Source organism: Stenotrophomonas sp. YJH_SMC_69, assembly GCF_059370495.1.
Map to the genome: position 1 here is coordinate 608,193 of NZ_JCAFTS010000001.1, position 23,161 is coordinate 631,353.

Annotated in this window: 25 protein-coding genes; 19 read left to right on the forward strand and 6 right to left on the reverse strand. The window is 66.8% G+C overall.

All coding sequences use genetic code 11. From position 1 onward, the window contains the following. Window positions 1-187: 187 nt before the first annotated feature. The 3 genes from AC5P8F_RS02915 (at window position 188) to AC5P8F_RS02925 (ending at window position 2,706) form a co-directional block, all read left to right on the forward strand. Complete coding sequence (locus AC5P8F_RS02915; protein WP_164077625.1) at window positions 188-955, forward strand: sulfurtransferase; 768 nt, start codon at window positions 188-190, stop codon at window positions 953-955. 190 nt (window positions 956-1,145) lie between these two features. Then, window positions 1,146-2,141, forward strand: coding sequence for an LLM class flavin-dependent oxidoreductase (locus AC5P8F_RS02920; protein WP_014646687.1), 996 nt, complete (start codon window positions 1,146-1,148; stop codon window positions 2,139-2,141). 67 nt (window positions 2,142-2,208) lie between these two features. Then, the gene (locus AC5P8F_RS02925; protein WP_014646688.1) at window positions 2,209-2,706 is read left to right on the forward strand and encodes a pyridoxamine 5'-phosphate oxidase family protein; all 498 of its coding nucleotides are present in this window, start codon (window positions 2,209-2,211) and stop codon (window positions 2,704-2,706) included. A 92-nt stretch (window positions 2,707-2,798) separates the two neighbouring features. Here the strand turns inward: AC5P8F_RS02925 and AC5P8F_RS02930 are convergent, their stop codons facing one another. Both AC5P8F_RS02930 and AC5P8F_RS02935 read right to left on the reverse strand, forming a co-directional pair. After that, on the reverse strand, window positions 2,799-3,458 hold the full coding sequence (locus tag AC5P8F_RS02930; protein WP_014646689.1) for an exopolysaccharide biosynthesis protein: 660 nt from the start codon (window positions 3,456-3,458) through the stop codon (window positions 2,799-2,801). Then, entirely contained in the window at window positions 3,442-4,746 is a 1,305-nt protein-coding gene (locus AC5P8F_RS02935) for a hemolysin family protein (protein ID WP_041863295.1), read from the reverse strand. The genes AC5P8F_RS02930 and AC5P8F_RS02935 overlap by 17 nt, the downstream gene beginning before the upstream one ends. 292 nt (window positions 4,747-5,038) lie before the next feature. On the opposite strand from AC5P8F_RS02935, the gene AC5P8F_RS02940 reads away from it, so the two are divergent. Beyond that, window positions 5,039-5,665 carry a DUF47 domain-containing protein gene (locus tag AC5P8F_RS02940; RefSeq protein WP_004152833.1) on the forward strand — a complete coding sequence of 209 codons (627 nt, stop codon included), beginning with the start codon at window positions 5,039-5,041 and terminating at the stop codon, window positions 5,663-5,665. A gap of 13 nt (window positions 5,666-5,678) precedes the next feature. Beyond that, entirely contained in the window at window positions 5,679-6,800 is a 1,122-nt protein-coding gene (locus AC5P8F_RS02945) for an inorganic phosphate transporter (RefSeq protein WP_014646691.1), read from the forward strand. A 265-nt stretch (window positions 6,801-7,065) separates the two neighbouring features. Here AC5P8F_RS02945 and AC5P8F_RS02950 read toward each other — a convergent pair whose 3' ends face one another. The 3 genes from AC5P8F_RS02950 to parE all read right to left on the reverse strand — a co-directional run bounded on the left by AC5P8F_RS02950 (window position 7,066) and on the right by parE (window position 11,319). Beyond that, on the reverse strand, window positions 7,066-8,562 hold the full coding sequence (locus AC5P8F_RS02950) for a S10 family peptidase (protein ID WP_046429900.1): 1,497 nt from the start codon (window positions 8,560-8,562) through the stop codon (window positions 7,066-7,068). 110 nt (window positions 8,563-8,672) lie between these two features. Next, entirely contained in the window at window positions 8,673-9,251 is a 579-nt protein-coding gene (locus AC5P8F_RS02955) for a GNAT family N-acetyltransferase (RefSeq protein WP_111205705.1), read from the reverse strand. Between the two features lie 178 nt (window positions 9,252-9,429). Next, window positions 9,430-11,319, reverse strand: coding sequence for a DNA topoisomerase IV subunit B (gene parE, locus AC5P8F_RS02960; protein WP_032959196.1), 1,890 nt, complete (start codon window positions 11,317-11,319; stop codon window positions 9,430-9,432). Between the two features lie 171 nt (window positions 11,320-11,490). Between parE and AC5P8F_RS02965 the strand changes: the two genes are divergently transcribed. The 10 genes from AC5P8F_RS02965 (at window position 11,491) to truD (ending at window position 19,384) form a co-directional block, all read left to right on the forward strand. After that, window positions 11,491-11,724, forward strand: a complete 234-nt coding sequence (locus AC5P8F_RS02965; RefSeq protein WP_014646695.1) for a hypothetical protein — start codon at window positions 11,491-11,493, stop codon at window positions 11,722-11,724. Between the two features lie 400 nt (window positions 11,725-12,124). Then, window positions 12,125-13,789, forward strand: coding sequence for a CTP synthase (gene pyrG / locus AC5P8F_RS02970; protein WP_014646697.1), 1,665 nt, complete (start codon window positions 12,125-12,127; stop codon window positions 13,787-13,789). A gap of 89 nt (window positions 13,790-13,878) precedes the next feature. Beyond that, the gene (gene kdsA, locus AC5P8F_RS02975) at window positions 13,879-14,709 is read left to right on the forward strand and encodes a 3-deoxy-8-phosphooctulonate synthase (RefSeq protein WP_005408999.1); all 831 of its coding nucleotides are present in this window, start codon (window positions 13,879-13,881) and stop codon (window positions 14,707-14,709) included. Then, a complete protein-coding gene (locus AC5P8F_RS02980) occupies window positions 14,706-15,053 on the forward strand; it encodes a hypothetical protein (protein WP_032959194.1) in 348 nt (115 codons plus the stop codon). Before kdsA ends, AC5P8F_RS02980 begins: the two co-directional genes overlap by 4 nt. Then, window positions 15,053-15,382, forward strand: coding sequence for a hypothetical protein (locus AC5P8F_RS02985; protein WP_495227594.1), 330 nt, complete (start codon window positions 15,053-15,055; stop codon window positions 15,380-15,382). The genes AC5P8F_RS02980 and AC5P8F_RS02985 overlap by 1 nt, the downstream gene beginning before the upstream one ends. Before the next feature lie 96 nt (window positions 15,383-15,478). Next, complete coding sequence (eno, locus tag AC5P8F_RS02990; protein ID WP_014646700.1) at window positions 15,479-16,771, forward strand: phosphopyruvate hydratase; 1,293 nt, start codon at window positions 15,479-15,481, stop codon at window positions 16,769-16,771. Between the two features lie 4 nt (window positions 16,772-16,775). After that, the gene (gene ftsB / locus AC5P8F_RS02995; RefSeq protein ID WP_005412924.1) at window positions 16,776-17,129 is read left to right on the forward strand and encodes a cell division protein FtsB; all 354 of its coding nucleotides are present in this window, start codon (window positions 16,776-16,778) and stop codon (window positions 17,127-17,129) included. Further along, complete coding sequence (gene ispD / locus AC5P8F_RS03000; protein WP_478409550.1) at window positions 17,126-17,824, forward strand: 2-C-methyl-D-erythritol 4-phosphate cytidylyltransferase; 699 nt, start codon at window positions 17,126-17,128, stop codon at window positions 17,822-17,824. The genes ftsB and ispD overlap by 4 nt, the downstream gene beginning before the upstream one ends. A gap of 34 nt (window positions 17,825-17,858) precedes the next feature. Continuing rightward, a complete protein-coding gene (ispF, locus tag AC5P8F_RS03005; RefSeq protein ID WP_169410583.1) occupies window positions 17,859-18,356 on the forward strand; it encodes a 2-C-methyl-D-erythritol 2,4-cyclodiphosphate synthase in 498 nt (165 codons plus the stop codon). Continuing rightward, a complete protein-coding gene (truD, locus tag AC5P8F_RS03010) occupies window positions 18,353-19,384 on the forward strand; it encodes a tRNA pseudouridine(13) synthase TruD (RefSeq protein WP_014646703.1) in 1,032 nt (343 codons plus the stop codon). Before ispF ends, truD begins: the two co-directional genes overlap by 4 nt. A gap of 70 nt (window positions 19,385-19,454) precedes the next feature. On the opposite strand, the gene AC5P8F_RS03015 is transcribed toward truD, so the two are convergent. Continuing rightward, window positions 19,455-19,994, reverse strand: a complete 540-nt coding sequence (locus AC5P8F_RS03015; RefSeq protein WP_032959185.1) for a Smr/MutS family protein — start codon at window positions 19,992-19,994, stop codon at window positions 19,455-19,457. A 209-nt stretch (window positions 19,995-20,203) separates the two neighbouring features. On the opposite strand from AC5P8F_RS03015, the gene surE reads away from it, so the two are divergent. Genes surE through AC5P8F_RS03035 form a run of 4 tightly spaced genes read left to right on the forward strand, consistent with a single transcriptional unit; the run spans window position 20,204 to window position 23,072 of the window. After that, window positions 20,204-20,983 carry a 5'/3'-nucleotidase SurE gene (gene surE / locus AC5P8F_RS03020; RefSeq protein ID WP_032959183.1) on the forward strand — a complete coding sequence of 260 codons (780 nt, stop codon included), beginning with the start codon at window positions 20,204-20,206 and terminating at the stop codon, window positions 20,981-20,983. Further along, the gene (locus AC5P8F_RS03025; protein WP_014646706.1) at window positions 20,980-21,657 is read left to right on the forward strand and encodes a protein-L-isoaspartate(D-aspartate) O-methyltransferase; all 678 of its coding nucleotides are present in this window, start codon (window positions 20,980-20,982) and stop codon (window positions 21,655-21,657) included. Before surE ends, AC5P8F_RS03025 begins: the two co-directional genes overlap by 4 nt. Window positions 21,658-21,675: 18 nt before the next feature. Beyond that, window positions 21,676-22,290 carry a YqaA family protein gene (locus tag AC5P8F_RS03030; protein WP_014646707.1) on the forward strand — a complete coding sequence of 205 codons (615 nt, stop codon included), beginning with the start codon at window positions 21,676-21,678 and terminating at the stop codon, window positions 22,288-22,290. Beyond that, complete coding sequence (locus AC5P8F_RS03035) at window positions 22,287-23,072, forward strand: peptidoglycan DD-metalloendopeptidase family protein (protein WP_032959180.1); 786 nt, start codon at window positions 22,287-22,289, stop codon at window positions 23,070-23,072. The genes AC5P8F_RS03030 and AC5P8F_RS03035 overlap by 4 nt, the downstream gene beginning before the upstream one ends. Window positions 23,073-23,161: the final 89 nt, after the last annotated feature.

Below are 23,161 nucleotides of genomic sequence, written 5' to 3' on the forward strand. Positions count from 1 at the left end.
ACGCCGTAAACCCATCCTTGGGGGCTCGATGGCGCCATCCATGGCGCCAACGGTCCCGCCTGCCCACACCGCCCCGCCTCTGACAGATTCCGGGTGTCTGCCGGGCTTGGGGTCGGATCCCTCTGCTGCGCAGAGGGCTCTGACCCCTGAATCTGTCTGTGCGGGCGGGAGGCGCTAAAATGGCAGGATGATCGCCAACACCGCTGCCTACCATTTCGCCGTCATCGACGCCCCCCAGGCCCTGTGCGACCAGCTGCTGTCGCGTGCCCAGGCGGCCGGGTTGCGGGGCACGATTCTGGTGGCGGGCGAGGGACTGAACCTGTTCCTGGCCGGTGAGCCGGAGGCGGTCGAGGATTTCTACGCCGCGCTGCATGCCGATGCGCGTTTCGCCGGGATGCGGGTCAAGACCAGCCTGAGCGAGCACCAGCCGTTCGCGCGGCTGAAGGCCAAGGTGAAGGACGAGATCATCAGCTTCCGCCGCGATGACGGCCAGCCGCTGGACTATCCGCGTGCACCGGCGGTCGATCCGGCCACCGTGCAGCGCTGGCTGCGGCAGGGCCACGATGACGCCGGCAAGCCGGTGGTGATGCTCGATACCCGCAACCTGCAGGAAGTGGAGTACGGCACGTTCAAGGATGCGCTGGTACTGCCCATCCACAAGTTCACCGACCTGCCCGAGGCGCTGGCGCCGCATCGCGAGGCGCTGAAGGACAGCACCGTGGTCAGTTTCTGCACCGGCGGCATCCGCTGCGAGAAGGCCGCACTGTGGATGGCCAACGATGGCATGGACAACGTGCTGCAGCTCGATGGCGGCATCCTCGGCTACTTCGAGGAGGTCGGCGGCGAAGGTTATGAAGGCCGCTGTTTCGTGTTCGACGAGCGCGTGGCGCTGGATGCCGAACTGAAGCCGATGGTCGACCAGCCGCTGCCGGAGCCGCGCCCCAGCGCGTTCTGACACGCTTCTGTAGAGCCGAGCCCATGCTCGGCTGCCTTTTGTTGATCAACAGCAGCCGAGCATGGGCTCGGCTGTACACGGTCCGGCAGGCCCTGAACCGGCTCCGCGGGAATCAGCATCCCGCCACCGTCACTGGCCGCTGCGCCTGGCCGACCCCATGCAGGGGAGATCCTGAGACGGAAAACCGCTGATGATCCCGTTGTCGATCCTTGACCTGGCCCCGGTCTGCGAGGGCAGTGACACCACCGCCGCCTTCGCCAACATGCTGGAACTGGCCCAGCACGCCGATGCGCTGGGCTACCGCCGTTACTGGCTGGCCGAACACCACAACATGCCCGGCATCGCCAGCGCGGCCACGGCCGTGCTGATCGGCCACGTCGCGGGCGGCACCCGGCGTATCCGCGTCGGTGCCGGCGGCATCATGCTGCCCAACCATGCGCCGCTGCAGGTGGCCGAGCAGTTCGGCACGCTGGCTTCGCTGTATCCGGACCGCATCGATCTCGGCCTCGGCCGTGCGCCGGGCACCGATCAGCCCACCGCGCGTGCACTGCGCCGCTACTTCGACAGCGCCGACCAGTTCCCGCAGGACGTGCGCGAACTGCTGCACTACTTCGAGCCGGTACAGCCCGGGCAGGCGGTGCAGGCGGTTCCGGGCGGTGGCCTGCGGGTGCCGACCTGGATCCTGGGGTCCAGCCTGTTCGGCGCGCGCATGGCCGCCGCGATGGGCCTGCCCTATGCGTTTGCCTCGCACTTTGCGCCCGATGCCATGGACGAGGCGCTGGCGGTGTACCGCCGCGAGTTCCGCCCCTCGGCCACGTTGAAGCAGCCGCACGCGATGCTGGCCCTGAATGTCGTCGCCAGTGACAGCGAGGCCGAATCGCGCCGCCTGTTCACCAGCCAGCAGCAGAGTTTCGTCAACCTGCGCCGCGGCCGGCCGGGCAAGATTCCGGCGCCGATCGACGACATCGAAGCCTTCTGGGAGCCGCACGAAAAACTCGGCGTAGAGCGGGCCCTGGCCTGCACCGTGCTCGGCGATCCGCAGCAGGTGGCCGATGGCATCGCCGCGTTCGTTGAGCGTCACTCGCCGGACGAGCTGATGCTCACCGCCAACCTGCATGACCACCGTGCGCGCCTGCGTTCGTTCGAACTGGCGATGCAGGCCTGGCATGCCCGCCACGCGGGCTGAACAATGGCGTCACGGCCCGTTGCAGCCGCGACGGGTCTGATGGGGGCTCTTCCCATTGGAGCCTCCCATGGCGGATACCCGCGCCGAACACATCGCCCAGCTGGCAGAACTGATCAAGGACGTGGAGGTGGCGATGTTCACCACCACCGGCGTCGACGGACGACTCTACAGCCGGCCGCTGGCCACCCAGCAGGTCACCTTCGACGGTGACCTGTGGTTCGTCATCACCGCCGACAGCCCGAAGGTTGCCGAGATCGCGCTTGATCCGCACGTCAACGTGGCCTATGCCTCGCCGTCGAAGAACACCTACGTATCGGTGGCAGGGCGCGCGCGCATCGTTGATGACCGTGCGAAGATCGAGGAACTGTGGTCGCCGGCGATGAAACTGTTTTTCCCGGGCGGCAAGGACGACCCGAACCTGCGCCTGATCCACGTGCGGGCCGACTCGGCCGAGTATTGGGATGGTCCGGGCACGCTGCTGGGCAAGGCGTTGAATTTCGTGCTGTCGGCGGTGCAGGACGAGCCGGCGCAGTTGGCCGACAATGGCTTCATCGATCTTCGGTGAGGATCGATATCCGGTATTGGTAGTGCCGGACGCTGGCCGGCAGACCTGGAAACGTGGCAGCCGGCCAGCGGCCGGCGCTACCGGATTCCGGCTCAGAACCAGCGCTGGAACAGGTCCACCGTGTAGCCCACCAGCTGTCCCGAACTGAAGCCGAAGAACGCGATCGCCGCCAACGCGGCGATCCAGTTGAACAGCATCAGCGCGCCATCGCGTTCCAGCAGCGCCAGCGAGAACAGCAGCAGCTGGAAGCCGAACAGGAAATTGGTGAAGGGGATCGGCAACGACAGCAGCAGGCCCAGCAGCACCAGCAGCAGGCCGCTGAAGGCGTGGGCGGGGAGGGGTGTCAACAGCTGCGGCAGGCGTGGCCTCAGCATCCTGTCCAGGCGCCGCAGTGGGCGGTCGATGCGGTCCAGGAAACGGTGCATGGTGCCGCGCTTGGGTCCGCGGCGGGCAATGAAGCCGGGCAGCCACGGCCGGCGCAGGCAGAACAGCATCTGCAGGCCGATCAGGATCACCAGCGGGCCGCTGACCGCGCCACCCATGCCCGGGATCGGGATGAACGAGGGCAGGATCGCCACGAACAGGAACACGCCGAACGCGCTCTGCTGCAGGTTGCTCAGGATCTGGCCGAGCGGCATGTGCTCGGCGGGGTCGCCGGAAGCGAACATCTCCAGCAGGGTGCGGATGCCCTCGTTGCGGTAGGCCGGGCGCTCGGCGCCTGGACCCTGGCCGGCCTCAGGCGGTGAGCTCATCGGCCTGCTCGTCGGACAGCGTGCGCAGCAGCAACTTGTCCACCCGCGCACCGTCCAGGTCGACCACTTCGAAGCGCCAGCCGGCCCAGTCGAAGTACTCGCCTGCGTGCGGGATGCGGCCGAAGTAGTGGATGCACATGCCGGCCAGGGTGTAGTAATCGCCGTCCTCGGCATCGGGCAGCTCGTTGCTGCCGATCAGCTCGCGCAGGTCTTCGATCGGCAGCGAGCCATCCACCAGCAGCGAACCGTCCTCGCGGGTCACCACCAGCGCATCTTCATCGGCATTCTCCACCGCCTGCAGGCGGCCGACCACGGCGCCCATCAGGTCGCTGATGGTCACCAGGCCCTGGATCTCGCCGTACTCGTCCACCACCAGCGCCATCGACTGCTGTTCCTCGCGGAAGATCTCCAGCAGCTTCATCGCGTGGGTCGATTCGGACACGTAGAGCGGTTCGCGCAGGGTCTGGAACAGCGCGTTGTCGCCGCGTGCCATGCGCGTGGCCAGCGATTTCAATTCAAGTACGCCGACCACGTCCATGTCGTTGTCGCGGTACACCGGGTACCGCGAGAACTCGTGCTCGGCCATGATTTCCAGGTTGCGCTCCAGCCCGGCCTGGGTGTCCAGCCAGGCAATGCGGTTGCGCGGGGTCATCAGGCTGTCGGCGGTGCGGTCGCCCAGGCGCATGACGCGGTTCATCATGTCACGCTCGTGGGCGTCGATCACACCGGCTTCGTGGCTCTCGGCCACCAGCATGCGGATCTCTTCTTCAGTCACCGAGGCGACTTCGTCCTTGCCCAGGCCGAACAGGCGCAGCACCAGCTGGGTGGTCCTGGACAGCAGCCAGACGAAGGGCAGGGCCAGCTTGGCCAGCCAGCTCATCGGCATCGCGACCAGGCCGGCAATGGCCTCCGAGCGGGTCAGCGCCAGGCGCTTGGGCACCAGTTCGCCGAAGATCAGCGTGATGAAGGTGATCAGGCTGACGGCCAGTGCGGTACCGATGTTGCCCGCGTACGCAAACCCCGGCATCAGCCCCTGGATCCAGCCGGCGAAGGCCTCGCCCAGCGCCTCACCGCCGAGGTAGCCGGTCAGCACGCCGATCACGGTGATGCCGATCTGCACGGTGGACAGGAAGCTCTCCGGCTTCTCGGACAGCTCCAGCGCCTTGGCCGCGCGCTTGGAGGTGGCAGCCATCTGCTTCAGGCGGCTCTTGCGCGAGGTCATGACCGACATCTCGGACATGGCGAAGAAGCCGTTCAGCAGAACAAGCGCGAAGACAATCAGGATCATTTCAAACACGGGCGTCGTCCCCGGTTGGTGGCAGGGAGGGCGGGTGCTGGCGATGGCGGCAGGCGCTCAGGAACGGGATCCGGCGCGGCGCAGGGGGATAAGGGTCGTCGTCCATAAGGTGCGCCCGAAGGCGCGCTGGCATCTTAGCAAAGGGGCATGGCAGGGTGGCAACCGCCTGTTCAGGTTGGGGGTTCCAAGGCCTCGAAAGGGGGCGGGGATACCCGTGATGGTCATCTAGCCGTCATAATTCCATCTGGTGCCGTCCTTCCCGCGACGGCTGACAGGTTTCTCAATGTTCTCTCTGCAGACCATTTTCGGTTCCGGCAAACAGTTCTACACCCTGCTCGATGAGGCTGCCGTCGCGGCTTCCGACGCCGCCAAGGCGCTGCATTCCATGCTGCGCGAGGCCGACCGCCAGCCCGCGCTGGACGCCTTCAAGCTGGCCCGCCTGCGCGAACGCGCGGCCTCGGACAAGATCAGCCAGGCGCTGGTGGACAGCTTCATGACCCCGATCGAGCGCGAAGACATCGAAGCGCTGGGCTCGGCGCTGTACAAGATTCCCAAGCAGATCGAGAAGTTCGCCGACCGCTATTCGCTGGCCACGACGCACCTGGAGCACATCGACTTCGCGCCGCGCGCGGCGATGCTCGAACAGGCCGCCGGCGTGGTGGTGGAGATGGTGGCCGATCTGCGCCACATGAACCTGGACCGGATGACCGCGCTCAACGAGAAGCTGCGCTCGCTGGAGAACGAGGCCGACCGCCTGATGCTCGAGCTGTACCGCGACATCTATTCGGGCCGTCTGGACAACCTGCAGATGTTCCTGCTGAAGGAATTCTTCGAGATCCTGGAAAAGGCCATCGACCGCTGCCGCGAGGCTGGCGTGGTGGCGTACCAGATCGTGTTGAAGAACAGCTGACGGACGCCGCCGCATGTTGACCCTTGTCCTGGTGGTGATCCTGGCCGCGCTCGTCTTCGAGTTCATCAACGGCTTCCACGACACTGCCAACTCCATTGCCACCGTGGTGGCGACCAAGGTGCTCTCGCCCGGCTGGGCGGTGATGCTGGCCGCCTTCATGAACCTCATCGGTGCACTGACCGGTACCGCGGTGGCGCTGACCATCGCCTCGGGCCTGCTCAACACCAACGTGGTCGAGGTCACCCCGCAGGTGATCCTGTGCGCCCTGCTGGGCGGCATCATCTGGAACCTGATCACCTGGTGGAAGGGCCTGCCGTCCTCGTCCTCGCACGCCCTGATCGGTGGCCTCTGCGGCGCCGGCCTGGCTGCCGCCCACAACAACTGGGACGCGCTGATCTGGTCCGAGCGCCTGGGCAGCTGGGCGCAGAACAAGGGCCTGCTGTGGAAGGTGTTCGTGCCGATGATCACCTCGCCGATCGCCGGTTTCCTGCTCGGCATCGTGGTGATGGTGCTGCTGTGGGCGCTGATCGCCGGCCTGGCCAAGATCGGTGGTGCCATCGGCCGCCTGGCGCGTCCGCGCATCGTCAACGCCTTCTTCGGCAAGGCGCAGATCGCCTCGGCGGCCTACATGGGCTTCGCCCACGGCCACAACGACGCGCAGAAGACCATGGGCATCATCGCCATGACCCTGATCGGTGCCGAAGCCACCGGCGCATTGAACGACCTGCCGTCCTGGCTGGCCTTCATGCACCCGGACGCGCATGCCGGTGATGGCATCGCGATGTGGATCGTGCTGACCTGCGCGGTGGTGATGGCGGCCGGTACCGCTTCGGGCGGCTGGAAGATCATCAAGACCCTGGGCCACAAGATGGTCAAGCTGCACCCGATCCACGGCTTCGCCGCGGAGACCAGCTCGGCAACCATCCTGACCCTGGCGGCCCACTTCGGCATGCCGGTCTCGACCACGCACAGCATCTCCACCGCGATCATGGGCGTCGGCTTCGCCAAGAACCCGCGCTCGCTGAAGTTCGGCGTGATCGAGCGCATCGTCTGGGCCTGGATCCTGACCATCCCGGCGGCCGGTGGCTGTGCGTACCTGATCCTGAAGCTGTTCGAGCTGTTCGGCTGGACCTGATCGCCACGCCAAGGTTGCAAACGAAAAAGCCCGCCGTATCAGGCGGGCTTTTTCATGGGCAAGAATTTTCCGCACCCACCGTGTCGACCAAGGTCGACACCTGCCAGAGCAGAACCAGGGTCAGAGCCCGTTGCCAAGCAACGGGATCCGCCCCCGTGCCGACCAACGGTCGGCACCCACCAACAGCCCTCAGGAAGCCAGCTTTTGCAGTTGCCGTTGCCGTGGCTGTCAGCGGGTGCCGGGCCGCAGGCCCGGCCAAACCCCTTCAATTACGCTGGAACAACGCCTGTACATCCTTGCGGAACGCCGCCTGGCTGTCCGCCCGGCTGTAGAACATGTGCCCGCCCGGATAACTGCGCACCTGCACCCGGTCCGGATTGCTGCCCATCGTCGGCATCTGGTCCACGGTCAGGATCGAGCCCATGAACGGGCACGACAGGTCGTTCCAGCCATGCACGATCAGCACCTGCAGATGCGGGTCGATCGCCACCGCCTGGCGCAGCTGGGTCACCGCACCCTGGCGCAGTTCGCCATTGCGGTCCCACAGCCGGTTCACGTCGTAGTTCAGCGCCTGGTAGCGCGCATCTACTTTCCAGCCGACCACGCGCGTCACGAAGTCGACCATCGCCGTGGTGGTCGGCGCGATGATGCTGTCCAGCAGTGGATCGTTGGCGCGCTGCTCCGGATCATTCGGGAACGGATCGAACGCGGTCACGTTGGAGTCGTAGCGGCTGCCCAGCGTGCCCTTGTCGCGGAACACTTCACGCAGGTAGGCCTGGGTCTCCAGGCGCCCGCCAGCGCGGCGCACGAACTGCGGGTCCAGTCCGGTCAGCGCGGTGACCCGGCGCAGCATGGCTTCCGTAGCCTGCGGATCGCTGCGGCCCTTCATCAACGCGGTGGCGTAATCGCCACGGGTGTACTCCACCACCTCGCGCATCGCCGCATCGGTCAGCTTGCCCTGGCGCTCCAGGTGCGCCGCGGCGATCGACGGCAGCGTCTGCATCCACGCCATCGGCGAGACATCGGCGTTGTCTTCCAGGGTCGGGCTCAGGTAGGGCGAGACCAGCACCAGTCCGTTCATTGCCACGCCCAGCCGGGTCTGCAGGAAGTGGGTGATGCGCGGGCCGCGGTAGCCACCGTAGCTCTCGCCGGTAAGGTACTTGCGCGAGGCCATGCGCTGGTTGCGCAGCAGCCAGTCGTAGATCGAGCGCGACAGGTATTCGACGTCGGCACTGGGGTTGTAGAGCGCTTTCTTGGCTTCATCGTCGCCGATCCGCGCGCGGCTGAAGCCGGTACCGACCGGATCGATGAACACCAGATCGGTGAAGTCCAGCCAGGTGCCCGGGTTGTCGTGCAGGGTGGCCGGCGCCGATGCGCTGTCACCCTCGGAGCCGAAGGTCACCACCTTGGGCCCGATCGCGCCCATGTTGAGGTACACCGACGACGCACCGGGGCCGCCATTGAGCGCGAAGGTCACCGGCCGGTCCTTGCCCGGCATCGTGTAGGCGGTGAACACCACATCGGCGATCACCTTGCCCTTGGCATCGCGTACCGGCAGGGTGCCGACGGTGGCGGTGTAGTCCAGGGTGCGGCCGGCCAGGCGCATGCTCTGGCGGGCCGAGGCGTCGGCGGGCAGCGCAGGCGCTTCGGTCTTGTCGTCTTTCGGGTCGGGCTTGCCCTCGGCGTCGGACGCGGCCAGCACGCTGGCAGGGGCGATGAGCAGGCCGACGCAGAGCGCGGCAGTGTGCAGCAGGGACTTCATGGCACCGGTTCGGCAGCGGAAGGGGGTTCCGATGCTAGGCCGGTGGCGGGCCATGCCGTATGTGTCCAAAGGCATGGCCGTGCGTTGAGCCCGCTACTGGCCAGATTGGGTCAAGCGGGGAGGGTGGCTGCGGCGGCGTCGTCGGCCAGCAGGCCGTAGACGGCCGAGTCGGCCAGCTGCCCCTGGATGCGCCAGCGCTGGCGCAGCACCCCCTCGCGGTGGAAGCCCAGGCGTTCCAACACGTGCGCGGACGGCGCATTGCGCGGGTCGATCTCGGCTTCCACCCGATGCAGGTGCAGGGTGCGGAACAGGTAGGCCAGTACCTGTTGCAGGGCCTCGTGCATATAGCCCTGGCCCTGGCGATCGGGTGCCAGCAGGTAGCCGATCTCGGCGCGCGCCGCATCGCGGTCCACCGCGAATACCACGCAGATGCCCAGCAGCGGACCTTCCAGCGACTCGCGTACGGCCAGCTTCAGCTGGGTGCCGATGGCATGGGCGGCGAGGTCATCGTCGATCTGCTCGCGCGCTTCGGCCAGTCGCGTCCAGGCTGGATGGTTCCACCATCGCATGACATCCGGGTTGGACTGCAGCGTGAACAGCGCGGCGGCGTCGTCACGACGGATCGGGCTCAGGACCAGCCGTGCACTGTGCAGCGGCAGGCCGGGGAACAGCAGCGAGTGGCTGGCCAATACGATGGTCCACACGGGTGGACGCGCATTATGGCGCTGCCGGGTTTGCCGATGGGGGCGGATGGGGTCGGAGCGCATGGGGTCGGATCCGTTTCCTGACAGGAAACGGCTCTGACCCCACTGCCGCCAACCGGGTCAGAGCCCTTTCCTGCGGAAAGGGATCCGACCCCGCTCCGGATCAGACCTCCAGCGAGGCCAGATCGCCCTTCGACTCCAGCCAGCCCTTGCGGTCGGACGCGCGCTTCTTGGCCAGCAGCATGTCCATCAGCGAACGGGTCTGCTCGCCATCGTCCACGGTCAGCTGCACCAGGCGGCGCGTATCCGGATGGATGGTCGACTCGCGCAGCTGGTTCGGGTTCATCTCGCCCAGGCCCTTGAAGCGGGTGACGTTGACTGCGCCCTTGATCTTCTCGCGCTCGATCTTGTCCAGCATCGAACGCTTCTCTTCCTCATCCAGGGCGTAGAACACCTGCTTGCCCACGTCGATGCGGAACAGCGGCGGCATTGCCACGAACACGTGGCCGGCATCGACCAGCGCCGGGAAATGCCTGAGGAACAGCGCGGTCAGCAGGGTGGCGATATGCAGGCCGTCGGAGTCCGCGTCGGCCAGGATCACCACCTTGCCGTAACGCAGGCCGGTGATGTCGTCCTTGCCGGGGTCGCAGCCGATGGCCACGGCCAGGTTGTGCACTTCTTCGGAGGCCAGCACGCTGTTGGACGACACTTCCCAGGTGTTGAGGATCTTGCCGCGCAGCGGCAGGATCGCCTGGAAATCCTTGTCGCGCGCCTGCTTGGCGCTGCCGCCTGCCGAGTCACCTTCCACCAGGAACAGCTCGGTGCGCGACAGGTCCTGGCTGATGCAGTCGGCCAGCTTGCCGGGCAGGGCCGGGCCCTGCGTGACCTTCTTGCGGACGACCAGCTTCTCGGTCTTCAGGCGCGCACTGGCGCGCTCGATGGCGATCTGCGCGATCTTCTCGCCCAGCTCCACGTTCTGGTTCAGCAACAGGCTGAACGCATCGTGCGCGGCGCCCTCTACAAAGCCGGCGGCCTGGCGCGAGGACAGGCGTTCCTTGGTCTGGCCGCTGAACTGCGGGTCGGTCATCTTCAGCGACAGCACGAACGACACCCGGTCCCACACGTCTTCCGGGGCCAGCTTGACGCCGCGTGGCAGCAGGTTGCGGAAGTCGCAGAACTCGCGCAGCGCCTCGGTCAGGCCGGTACGCAGGCCGTTGACGTGGGTGCCATGCTGGGCGGTCGGAATCAGGTTAACATAGCTTTCCTGGACCAGCTCACCTTCCGGCAGCCAGGCCACGGCCCAGTCCACCACCTCGGTGTCCTTCTTGAGGTTGCCGACGAACAGGTCGGCCGGCAGCGATTCGCGCTCACCCAGTTCCAGCTTCAGGTAGTCGCGCAGGCCGTCTTCGTAGTACCAGGTATCGACTTCACCGGTGGCTTCGTCGGTCAGCTTGACGGTCAGGCCCGGGCACAGCACGGCCTTGGCGCGCAGCAGGTGCTTCAACGCGCGCACTGCGAACTTGGGCGTGTCGAAGTACTTCGGGTCCGGCCAGAAGCGCACGCGGGTACCGGTGTTCTTCTTGCCGACGGTGCCGACCACCTCCAGCGGCGTGGCGCGGTCGCCATTGCGGAAGGTGATGCGGTGTTCGGCACCTTCGCGCTTGATGTGCACCTCCACCAGGGTCGACAGCGCGTTGACCACGCTGACGCCGACGCCATGCAGGCCGCCGGAGAAGGTGTAGTTGTTGTTGCTGAACTTGCCGCCTGCATGCAGGCGGGTGAGGATCAGTTCGACGCCCGGGATCTTCTCTTCCGGATGGATGTCCACCGGCATGCCGCGGCCGTCATCGCTGACCTCCACGCTGCCGTCCTTGTACAGGGTGATCTCGATCGAGCGGGCATGGCCGGCGAGGGCCTCGTCCACCGAGTTGTCGATCACTTCCTGCGCCAGGTGGTTCGGGCGCGCGGTGTCGGTATACATGCCGGGACGGCGCTTGACCGGGTCAAGGCCGGACAGGACTTCAATATCGGCGGCGTTATAGCGGGCGTTCATCTATCTTCTAAAGCGCGGAGCGACGCGCAAGTGTGCGGTCTGGACGGCGATTTTGCACGCCTGCGGTTCAGCCTCGGCGCCGGGGAGGGGGTAAAATGGCAGCCGCTGGAATCTGAACGCCGGCGGCCCCATCGGGTCGAAACATCCAAGCCATACCGCGAGGAGGACCTCATGAAGAAGTTGCTGACCGTTGCAATCCTGGCCGCTGCCGCCGTTGCAGTGCCGCTGGTGGTGGCGCAGAACGCGGGCCAGCCGGCCCCGCAGCAGGGTGACCAGGCCGACAAGGCGCAGGCCGAGGCCGATGCCAAGGCCAAGCGTCGTGCCCAGGCCAATGCCGAAATGAAGGCGCAGGGCCAGCCGGCCCCGCAGAAGGAAGAAGAGGAAGAAGCGCGCAAGAAGCGCTGATCCCGCAACCTGCCAAGCGCCCTTGCGACAAGGGGTGCGCAACGGAACGCCCCGCTCAGCGGGGCGTTTCTTTTTAGGAACGTGGCGTCTGCCCCTTGGGTTGGCGGCCATCAATCTGTAAACTATGGCTTTCCGGGAGTAAGTGCGTGTCCACCCTTTGCGAATGGGCTGGAGCGGCCAAGCGTGGCTTCCAGCATGGCGGGTCGCAGGTGACGGTCGATTTGGCCGGCACGGCCGCCCCGACCTCGCACGATGGTCCCCGTCCGGCGCCTGCCGCCGCACGGATCCGCACCTCCCTCGCTGTCCCAGCGAACCGGAAAACCCCCTCCGAGCACCATGCCCGCCCTCCGGGTGCGCGTGGTGTTGCCGTGTTCCATTTCCAGACAGGATGCTTGCAGCCATGACTCCCTTGATTTTCGTAACCGGCGGCGTGGTGTCCTCGCTCGGCAAAGGCATTGCCGCCGCGTCGCTGGCCGCCATTCTCGAAGCCCGGGGCCTGAAGGTCACGATGATGAAGCTCGACCCTTACATCAACGTCGACCCGGGCACCATGAGCCCGTTCCAGCACGGTGAGGTGTATGTCACCGATGACGGCGCCGAGACCGACCTCGACCTGGGCCACTACGAGCGCTTCGTGCGCACCCGCCTGAGCCGCAAGAACTCGGTCACCACCGGCCGCATCTACGAGAACGTGATCCGCAAGGAGCGCCGCGGCGACTACCTGGGCGCGACCGTGCAGGTCATTCCGCACATCACCGACGAGATCCGCCGCTGCATCGACGAAGCCACCGAAGGCTACGACGTGGCGCTGGTCGAGATCGGTGGCACCGTCGGCGACATCGAGTCGCTGCCGTTCCTGGAAGCGATCCGCCAGGTGCGCACCGAGCGTGGCCCGGAGAAGGCGCTGTTCATGCACCTCACCCTGGTGCCGTACATCGGCGCCGCCGGTGAGCTGAAGACCAAGCCGACCCAGCATTCGGTGAAGGAACTGCGTTCGATCGGCATCCAGCCGGACGTGCTGCTGTGCCGTTCCGAGCAGGCCGTGCCGGATTCGGAGCGCCGCAAGATCGCCCAGTTCACCAACGTCTCCGAGCGCGCAGTGATCAGCGTGCCGGACGTGGACGTGCTGTATCGCATTCCGTCGGGCCTGCACGCGCAGGGCCTGGACGAGATCGTGGTCAACCAGCTGAAGCTGGCCGACAAGGCCGGTCCGGTCGATCTGTCGATGTGGGAGGACGCAGTCGATGCGACCCTGCATCCGCTGGATGAAGTGACCATCGCCGTGGTCGGCAAGTACGTGGATCACCAGGATGCCTACAAGTCGGTCGGCGAAGCACTGAAGCACGGCGGCCTGCGCCAGCGCACCAAGGTCAACCTGAAGTGGCTGGAAGCACAGGATCTGGAAGGCACCGACATGGCCGCACTGGCCGATGTCGACGGCATCCTGGTGCCGGGTGGCTTCGGTGACCGTGGTTTCGAAGGCAAGGTGCTGACCTCGAAGTTCGCCCGCGAGCAGCACGTGCCGTACTTCGGCATCTGCTACGGCATGCAGGCGGCCGTCGTCGATTACGCGCGCAACGTGGTCGGCCTGGAAGGCGCCAACAGCACCGAGAACGACCGCCAGTCGCCGAACCCGGTGATCGGCCTGATCACCGAATGGCGCACCGCCACCGGCGATGTCGAGAAGCGTGACGACAAGAGCGACCTCGGCGGCACCATGCGCCTGGGCCTGCAGGAACAGCGCCTGAAGCCGGGCACGCTGGCCCGTGAGCTGTACGGCAAGGACGTCGTCGCCGAGCGCCACCGCCACCGCTACGAGTTCAACAACCGTTACCGCACCCAGCTGGAAGATGCCGGCCTGGTGATCGCCGGCAAGTCGATGGACGACACCCTGGTGGAAGTGGTCGAACTGCCGCGCGACGCGCATCCGTGGTTCCTGGCCTGCCAGGCGCACCCGGAATTCCTGTCCACGCCGCGTGACGGCCACCCGCTGTTCATCGGTTTCATCCGTGCCGCGCGCGAGCGCAAGGCCGGCGGCAAGCTGCTTTCCGAAGCGCGCGCCTGACTTGTGAATGGGGGCTTCGGCCCCCATCCTGCATGCTTCAACCCCCAGCGCACCGGCCCGGCCGGTGCTGCGGACAACAAGGAAACGCCATGAAACTGTGTGGATTCGAGGTCGGGCTGGACCAGCCCCTGTTCCTGATCGCCGGCCCCTGCGTGATCGAGTCGATGCAGCTGCAGCTCGATACCGCCGGCAAGCTGAAGGAAGTCACCGACAAGCTCGGCGTCAACTTCATCTTCAAGTCCAGCTTCGACAAGGCCAACCGCACCTCGGGCACCGCGTTCCGCGGCCCGGGCATGGAAGAGGGCCTGAAGGTCCTGGCCGAGGTCAGGAAGCAGATCGGCGTGCCGGTGCTGACCGACGTCCATGAGTACACCCCGATGGACGAAGTGGCCTCGGTGGTGGATGTGCTGCAGACCCCGGCGTTCCTGGTCCGCCAGACCGACTTCATCCGCAAGGTGTGCTCGGCCGGCAAGCCGGTCAACATCAAGAAGGGCCAGTTCCTGGCGCCCTGGGACATGAAGCCGGTCGTGGAGAAGGCCAAGGCCACCGGCAACGAGCAGATCATGGTCTGCGAGCGCGGTGCCAGCTTCGGCTACAACAACCTGGTCAGCGACATGCGCTCGCTGGCGGTGATGCGCGATACCGGTTGCCCGGTGGTGTTCGATGCCACCCACTCGGTGCAGTTGCCGGGCGGGCAGGGCACCAGTTCCGGTGGCCAGCGTGAGCACGTGCCGGTGCTGGCCCGTGCTGCCGTCGCGGTGGGCATCTCCGGCCTGTTCGCCGAGACCCATCCGGATCCGTCCAAGGCCCTGTCCGATGGCCCCAACGCGTGGCCGCTGGACCAGATGGAAGCGCTGCTCGAGACCCTGATGGAGCTCGACGCGGTGACCAAGAAGCACGGCTTCTCGCGCTTCGCGTGAGTCGTGACCCGAGGGTGGCGCTGGAAGCCCAGCGTCATCGCCGGCACTGGAAACAGTGGCCCTGGGGCCTGATCGCACTGGGCCTGGCCGTGCTGTTCACCGTGGGCATGTTTGGCCTGGTGCTGATCGGTGCGGCGTCGGTGCGCCCCCCGGGTGATGGCAGCAGCGCGCTTGATCTGCGTGCGTATTTCATTGCGCTGCTGGTCGCGGAGCTGCTCGGTGCCGCGGGCTGCCTCGCGGCCGCGGTGCTGGCCTGGCGGCTGAATCGCGGCAAGGTGGCGGCTGGCTTTGCGATCATCCTGCTTTCGCTGTGGCTCGGCGCCCTGTTCTACGGATTGCTTTGATGAATACGAGCACGTCGGCGCGCGGCTGGCCCTGGGGCCTGGTCGCGCTGGGGCTGTCCGTGCTCGCCTGGGCGTCCCTGCTGCTGGGAGTAATGGCCTTTGCGGCCAGCTTCGGCTCGCCGGGTGACGGAAACCATGGCATCCAGGCCATGCAGTACTGGATCGTGGCCGCGCTGGTCACGCTGGGTGTGTCTTTCGTCGGCAGCCTGGTGGCGATGGTGCTCGCCTGGCGACGCCGTCGTAGACCCGTCGCGGCGGCGGTGGCCGGCGCGTTGCTGGTGATGCTGGTGTCGCTGGCCCTGATCGTGATCGGGTCCAGCTGGGGCTGATGCCGCCCAGGCCATTTGGCAAGTGGCGGGCAGCCGGGGATAATCACGCGGCATTCGTTTTGTCGCCCCCTCTCCAGACAGGTAACCGGCCCGACCATGAGTACGATCCGCAGCATCCACGCCCGTGAAATCCTTGACAGCCGTGGCAACCCCACGCTGGAAGCCGAAGTCATCCTGGAGGACGGTTCGTTCGGTCGTGCCGCGGTTCCCTCCGGCGCCTCGACCGGCACCAAGGAAGCGGTCGAGCTGCGTGACGGTGACAAGACCCGTTATCTGGGCAAGGGCGTGCGCAAGGCCGTCGACAACGTCAACACCACGATTGCCGCCGCGCTGAAGGGCTTTGAGGCTACCGACCAGGCCGGCCTCGACCGTCGCCTGATCGATCTGGACGGCACCGAGAACAAGGGCCGCCTGGGTGCCAACGCGCTGCTGGGTGTTTCGATGGCCGCCGCGCATGCCGCCGCTGCATCGAACAAGCAGGCACTGTGGCAGTACTTGGCCGCCAGGACCGGCGTGACCCCGGCGCTGCCGGTGCCGATGATGAACATCATCAATGGCGGCGCGCATGCCGACAACAACGTCGACTTCCAGGAGTTCATGGTGCTGCCGGTTGGCTTCACCTCGTTCTCCGAAGCGCTGCGTGCCGGTACCGAAATCTTCCATTCGCTGAAGTCGGTGCTGAAGGGCCATGGCCTGAGCACCGCGGTCGGCGACGAAGGTGGCTTCGCGCCGGACTTCCGCAGCAACGTCGAAGCGCTGGACACCATTCTCGAAGCGATCGGCAAGGCGGGCTACACCGCCGGCGAAGACGTGCTGCTGGGCCTGGACGTGGCCTCCAGCGAGTTCTTCGAGAACGGCAAGTACAACCTGGTCGGCGAGAACAAGCGCCTGACCTCCGAGCAGTTCGTCGACTTCCTCGCCGACTGGGCCGCGCAGTACCCGATCATCACGATTGAAGATGGCCTGGCCGAGAATGACTGGGCCGGCTGGAAGCTGCTGACCGACCGCATCGGCAAGAAGGTGCAGCTGGTCGGCGACGACCTGTTCGTGACCAACCCGAAGATCTTCCAGGAAGGCATCGACTCGGGCACCGCCAACGCGATCCTGATCAAGGTCAACCAGATCGGCACCCTCAGCGAAACCCTGGAAGCGATCGCCATGGCCGACCGTGCCGGCTACGCCGCCGTGGTCTCGCACCGTTCGGGCGAAACCGAAGACACCACCATCGCCGACATCGCAGTGGCCACCACCGCCACCCAGATCAAGACCGGTTCGCTGTGCCGCAGCGATCGCGTGGCCAAGTACAACCAGCTGCTGCGCATCGAGGAAGCCCTCGGCGCCGGCGCGCGTTACGCCGGTCGTGACGCGTTCGTTTCGCTGAAGCGCTGAGCCGATGCGCGACTGGCGCTGGATGCTGCTGGTGCTGGCCCTGTTGCTGGGCTGGCTGCAGTACCGCTTCTGGTTTGGTCCGGGCAATTCGGGTGAAGTGATGATGCTCGAAGCCCAGGTCGCCAACCAGGAGCGGGACAATGAGGGCCTGCAGCAGCGCAATGATGCGCTCGCTGCGGAAGTGAAGGACCTCAAGGAAGGCCAGTCCGCCATCGAGGAACGCGCGCGCAGCGAGCTGGGCATGATCAAGCCCGGCGAGAAGTTCTATCGCGTGGTCGAGGATGCGCCGGTCCACCCGGCGCAGCCTGCGGCAGGTGTCAGTGCGCAGGTTGGCGACCACCCGGCGGACGTGCCATGAGTGCGGCGATCTGGGTCGTGGTTCCGGCTGCTGGCCGTGGCACCCGCTTTGGCGCGCCGTTGCCCAAGCAGTACCTGCAGGCGGGCGGGCAGATCCTGCTCGCCCATACCCTGGACGCCCTGCTGGCGCATCCGGCCGTAGCCGGGGCAATGGTAGTGATCGGCCCGGACGACGCCGACTGGCCCGGCTGGAACGAGTGGGCGGGCAAGCCGGTGCTGACCTGCATCGGTGGCGCGACCCGTGCCGCTTCGGTGCTGGCTGGCCTGCAGGCGCTGCCGGAGACGGTGCGCGCTGATGAATTCGTGCTGGTCCACGATGCCGCGCGGCCGAACCTGTCGCTGGCCGACCTTGGCCGCCTGCTTGAAGTCGGTCGTGCCGATCCGGTCGGGGCGATCCTGGCCGCACCGGTGCGTGACACCCTCAAGCGTGCGGGCGACGACGGTGGCATCGATGGCACCGAGCCGCGCGAGCGGCTGTGGCGCGCACTGACACCACAACTGTTCCGCCGCCACCAGCTCAGCCGCGCGCTGTCCGAAGCCGCCGCCGCCGGTGTTGAAGTCACCGATGAGGCCATGGCCATGGAGCGCCAGGGCCAGCGCCCGCTGCTGGTCGAGGGCAGCGAGGACAACTTCAAGGTCACCACCCCGGCCGATCTGGACCGGTTCGAATTCGTACTTTCCCGCCGCGTCGGCTGACCGTCCGCGCGGCCCTGCAGCAAGGGTTGCATCCATGAGCACCGCACCGTTCCCGCCCGTCCGCATCGGCCAGGGCTACGACGTCCATGCCTTCGGTGAAGGCGACCACATCATGCTTGGCGGAGTGAACGTGCCGCACAGCTGCGGTGTGCTTGCACACAGCGACGGCGACGTGATCCTGCACGCCCTGTGCGATGCCATGCTCGGCGCACTGGCGCTGGGCGACATCGGCCGGCATTTCCCGCCCAGTGACGACCGCTGGAAGGGGGCCGACAGCAGCGAGTTCGTGCGCCACTGCGACAGCCTGCTGCGTGAGCGCGGCTGGCGCGTCGGCAACACCGACATCACCGTGATCTGCGAGCGGCCGAAGGTCGGCCCGCATGCGCTTGCGATGCGTGAGCGCATCGGTGGGTTGCTGCAGCTGCCGCTGGACGCGGTCAGCGTCAAGGCCACCACCTCGGAGAAGCTGGGCTTCACCGGCCGTGGTGAAGGCATCGCCGCGCAGGCGGTCGTGTTGCTGGTGGCGGCATGATCCCGCTGCCGTTGGCGTTTGGTGCGCCGTTGTTGACGGCGCGCATCCGCACCACGCCGGACGATTTCCAGGTGGATGAACTGCCGGCGTTCGAGGCGAGCGGTGAAGGCGAGCATCTGCTGCTGCACATCCGCAAGCGCGGCGCCAACACCGTGCATGTGGCCAAGGTGCTGGCAAAATGGGCGGGCCTGCCGGAAATGGCGGTGAGCTACGCCGGGATGAAAGACCGCCACGCGGTCACCACCCAGCGTTTCAGCGTGCACCTGCCCAAGCGCATTGCGCCGGACCTGGCCGAGTTGGCCAGTGACGAAATCGAAGTCATCGAGGCAACCTGGCACAACCGCAAGCTGCAGCGCGGCGCACTGGCCGGCAACCGCTTCAAGCTGGTGCTGCGCGAGGTGCAGGGCGATCCCGCCGCGATCAGCGAGCGCCTGCAGCAGATTGCCGCGCGCGGCCTGCCGAACTGGTTTGGTGAACAGCGTTTCGGCCGCGACGGTGGCAACGTGCCGGCTGCACTGGCGATGTTCGGTGGCCGCCGCATGCGCAAGGACCAGCGTTCGCTGCTGCTCTCTGCAGCCCGTTCGGCGCTGTTCAACCGCGTGCTGGCCGCGCGCGTGGAGCAGGGCAGCTGGGACCAGCCGCTCGATGGCGAAGTCTGGATGCTCGATGGCAGTCGCAGCGTGTTCGGCCCCGAGCCGTACACGGATGTGCTGGCCGAGCGGCTGGCGCGTTTCGACATCCATCCCAGCGCGCCGTTGTGGGGCGAAGGCGAGCTGCGCAGTGCCGACGCGGCACGTGAGCTGGAGCTGGCCGCGCTGGACGACGACGAGTCGAAAGCACTGCGGGCCGGCCTGGAAGATGCGCGCCTGAAGCAGGAGCGCCGCGCGTTGCGCCTGCGTCCGGCGCTGCTGCAGCACCAGTGGCTGGCCGACGACGTGCTGGAACTGTCGTTCGCGTTGCCGCCAGGCTGCTACGCCACCGCCGTGCTGCACGAACTCGGCCCCGTCGAAGACGCCTCGCAGGCCTGACATAAAAAAAGGGGACGGAGGGAATTAAGTCGTTTGTGGCACAAACGACTTAATTCCCTCCGTCCCCTTTTCAACGCCGCGCCAGCAGCACCAGTACCGCGCCGGTGCCGCCTTGTCCGGTCGGTGCCGAATGGAATGCCAGCACGTCGTTGCGCAGCCGCAGCAGGCGATCGACCAGGTTCTTCAGCACCGGTGCGCCGCCATCGGACTGCAGTCCCTTGCCGTGGATGATGCGCACGCAGCCGTACTCGTGTGCATGCGCTTCCAGCAGGAACTGGCGCAGCAGGGCTTCGGCCTGTGCGGCGGTGGCGCCGTGCAGATCCAGTTCGTCCTGCACCGAGTACTGGCCGCGCTTGAGGCGCTGGAACAGGCGTGGTGGCAGGTTGTCGCGGCGATAGCTGGCCACGTCGCCGGCTTCCAGTGGCGCACTGTCGCGCAGCAGCCGGGCGAACTCGCCGGCCGCTTCGGCCTCGTCACGTTCGGCCATGCGCGCACGCGGTTTCGGCCGGGGCGCGGCAGGTGCCGGCTCGGCATCCTTGCGCAGCGGCTTCACTTCGCCGATGGCCGCACGGAACAATGCGGCCGGATCTTCATCATCAGGGTGCGACATGCGCACAGGGTAAACCGCCGGCGCAGGTCTGCCTATGACGGTTCGATGTCGGCCGTGACCGCTGACAGGGTAGGACCGGCGGCCCGCATGCGGCACAATAGACGATGCCCTTGCAGGGTCGACCGCTTCCGCAGGGGAGCGCGACGGTCCCGCCCACACTGCACGGTGATGGAATCGAATTCTTGGAAAATCAAGCGGTTAAATCGAAGATGCGAATCCTGGTCAGCAATGACGATGGTGTCGACGCCGCAGGCATCCGGATGCTTGCCGCGGTCCTGCGCGAGGCCGGTCACGAAGTCACGGTGGTTGCGCCCGACCGCGATCGCTCCGGCGCCAGCAACTCGCTGACCCTGGACCTGCCGATCCGGCTCAAGCGCATCGACCATTACACCGTTTCGGTGGCCGGTACACCCACCGACTGCGTGCACCTGGCGCTGACCGGCCTGCTTGAATTCGAGCCTGACATTGTCGTGTCCGGCATCAACAACGCCGCCAATCTCGGCGACGACGTGATCTATTCCGGCACCGTCTCGGCGGCGATGGAAGGTCGCTTCCTCGGCCTGCCGGCGGTGGCGGTCTCGCTGGTCAGCCGCAACCACGATCCGAAGCACTTCGAGACCGCCGCGCGTGCTGCGGTGGAGATTGTCGCCCGGCTCAAGGCCGATCCGCTGCCGGCCGACACCATCCTCAACGTCAACGTGCCGGACCTGCCGTGGAGCGAGGTCAAGGGCTTCGAGGTCACCCGCCTCGGCAACCGCCATCGTGCCGAAGGCTGCATCGCGCAGAAGGATCCGCGCGGCAACGAGGTGTACTGGATCGGCCCTGCCGGCCGTGAGCAGGATTCCGGTCCAGGTACCGATTTCCACGCGGTGCGCACCGGCCACATCTCGATCACCCCGATCCAGGTCGACCTCACCCGCTACCAGGCGCTGGAGAAGGTCGCCAGCTGGGTCGGCGGCCTCAGCGCCGCGCTGGACCAGCCGGCATGAGCCCACGCCTGCGATTGCAGCCGGAAGCCGTCGGTATCGGCATGACCTCGCAGCGCGTGCGTGACCGCCTGGTCGACCGCCTGCGCGAAGCCGGCATCGTCGACGAGCCGACCTTGAACGCGATCCGGGTGGTGCCGCGCCATCTGTTCATCGATGAAGCCCTGGCCTCGCGTGCCTATGAAGACACCGCGCTGCCGATCGGCCATGGCCAGACCATCTCGCAGCCCTGGGTGGTTGCGCGGATGACCGAGGCAGTGCTGCAGGTCTCGCCGAAGCGGGTGCTGGAAGTCGGCACCGGTTCCGGTTACCAGGCCGCCATCCTTGGCGCGTTGGGCCTGGAGGTCTACACCGTGGAGCGCATTGGTGATCTGCTGCGCCAGGCCCGCAAGCGCTTCCGTGCGCTGGGCATGAACATCCGCACCAAGCACGACGACGGCCGCGTCGGCTGGGCCGAGCACGGCCCGTTCGATGCCATCGTGGTCACTGCGGCGGCGCCGGCACTGGTCGACGCCCTGATCGAGCAGCTGGCCGAAGGCGGCCGCCTGGTGGCGCCGGTCGGTGGCCCTGGGGCGCAGTCGCTGGTACAGCTGGACCGCAAGGCCGACGGCAGCATCGAACAACACGTGCTGGCGCCGGTCACGTTCGTGCCGCTGCTGTCTGGCATGCTCGACTAATCCACGGAGCAGGGTTGCATGAAGATTTTCGGGCCGCTGTACGAGCGGGCGATGAAGTGGGCGGCGCACGAACGCGCGCCGACCTACCTGACGGTGTTGAGCTTCTTCGAGGCGATCATCTTCCCGGTGATGCCGGAGGTGATGCTGGCGCCGATGTGCGTGGCCCAGCCCAAGCGCGGCTGGTGGTTTGCCACCCTCAGCCTGGCCGGCTCGATGGTCGGTGCGCTGGTCGGCTACGCGCTGGGTCACTACGCTTTCGAGGCGATCAAGCCGCTGTTTGAAGTGCTGGGCATGCTGCCGGCGATCGAGCAGGGCATCACCACCGTGCAGGCGAAGATGGCCGAATCGCCGTGGGCGGTGTTCACCTTCCTGGTGCTGGGCGGCTTCATGCCCATACCGATGAAGGTCTTCACGTGGGCATCGGGTATCGTCGGCGTACCGATGCCGCAGTACCTGTTGAGCATGCTGATCGGTCGCGGCAAGCGCGTGTTCGTGCTGGCTGCGGTCATCCGTATCGGTGGTGCGCGTGCTGAAGCGGCACTGCGTCGCTGGATTGAACCGCTGGGCTGGATCGCCACCGCGTTGGTGGTGGTGCTGATCGCCTGGCTTGTATGGAGGTCGAAGTTCGCATGAGTCCTGATCGTCTGAGCAAGGGAGTGCGCATCGGCGCGCTGGCGTTGCTGGTTTCCACCCTGGCCGCCTGCGGCACCGCCACTGTGGTTCGTCCTGGTGGTGGCAGCACCGGTGGTGGCGTGACCACGCCGAAGACCTCGGTGCCCAAGCCCGGGCAGACCGTGGTGGTGCGCAAGGGCGACACCATCTATGCGCTGGCCCGCATCCATGACATCACCCCGGCCGACCTGATTGCCTGGAACAGCCTGGATAACCCCTCGACCATCCATCCGGGGCAGGTGATCCGGCTGTATCCGGCCGGTGCCAGCGGCGGCCGCGCGCCGACCACGGTGGTCACCGCGCCGCGCTCGGGTGGCAGCAGCGCCGGCAGCACGGCGCCAACTCCGGCGCCGGCCGGTCCGGTGAAGAGCAACATCGCCTGGCGCTGGCCGGCCGATGGCGCGATCGTCGGCCGCTACGTTGCCGGCGATGCGACCAAGCAGGGCGTGGACATCGCCGGTACCAGCGGCCAGCCGGTCAAGGCCACCGCCAACGGTGTGGTGGTGTACTCCGGCGCCGGCCTGGTCGGCTACGGCGAGCTGATCATCATCAAGCACAGCGACCAGTGGCTGTCGGCCTATGGCCACAACCGCAAGCGCCTGGTGAATGAAGGGCAGAGCGTGAAGGCCGGTGAGCAGATCGCCGAGATGGGCCGCACCGGTGCGAACCGCGACATGGTCCACTTCGAGATCCGCTACAACGGCAAGCCGGTCGACCCGCAGCAGTACCTGCCGGCGCGCTGATCGTCGATTCATAATCCGGGCGGATCCCCGGCCCGGCGCAGCGCGCCGGGCGTTCGCCGACGGTGCGGCCCATGGGCCGCAAACACCGC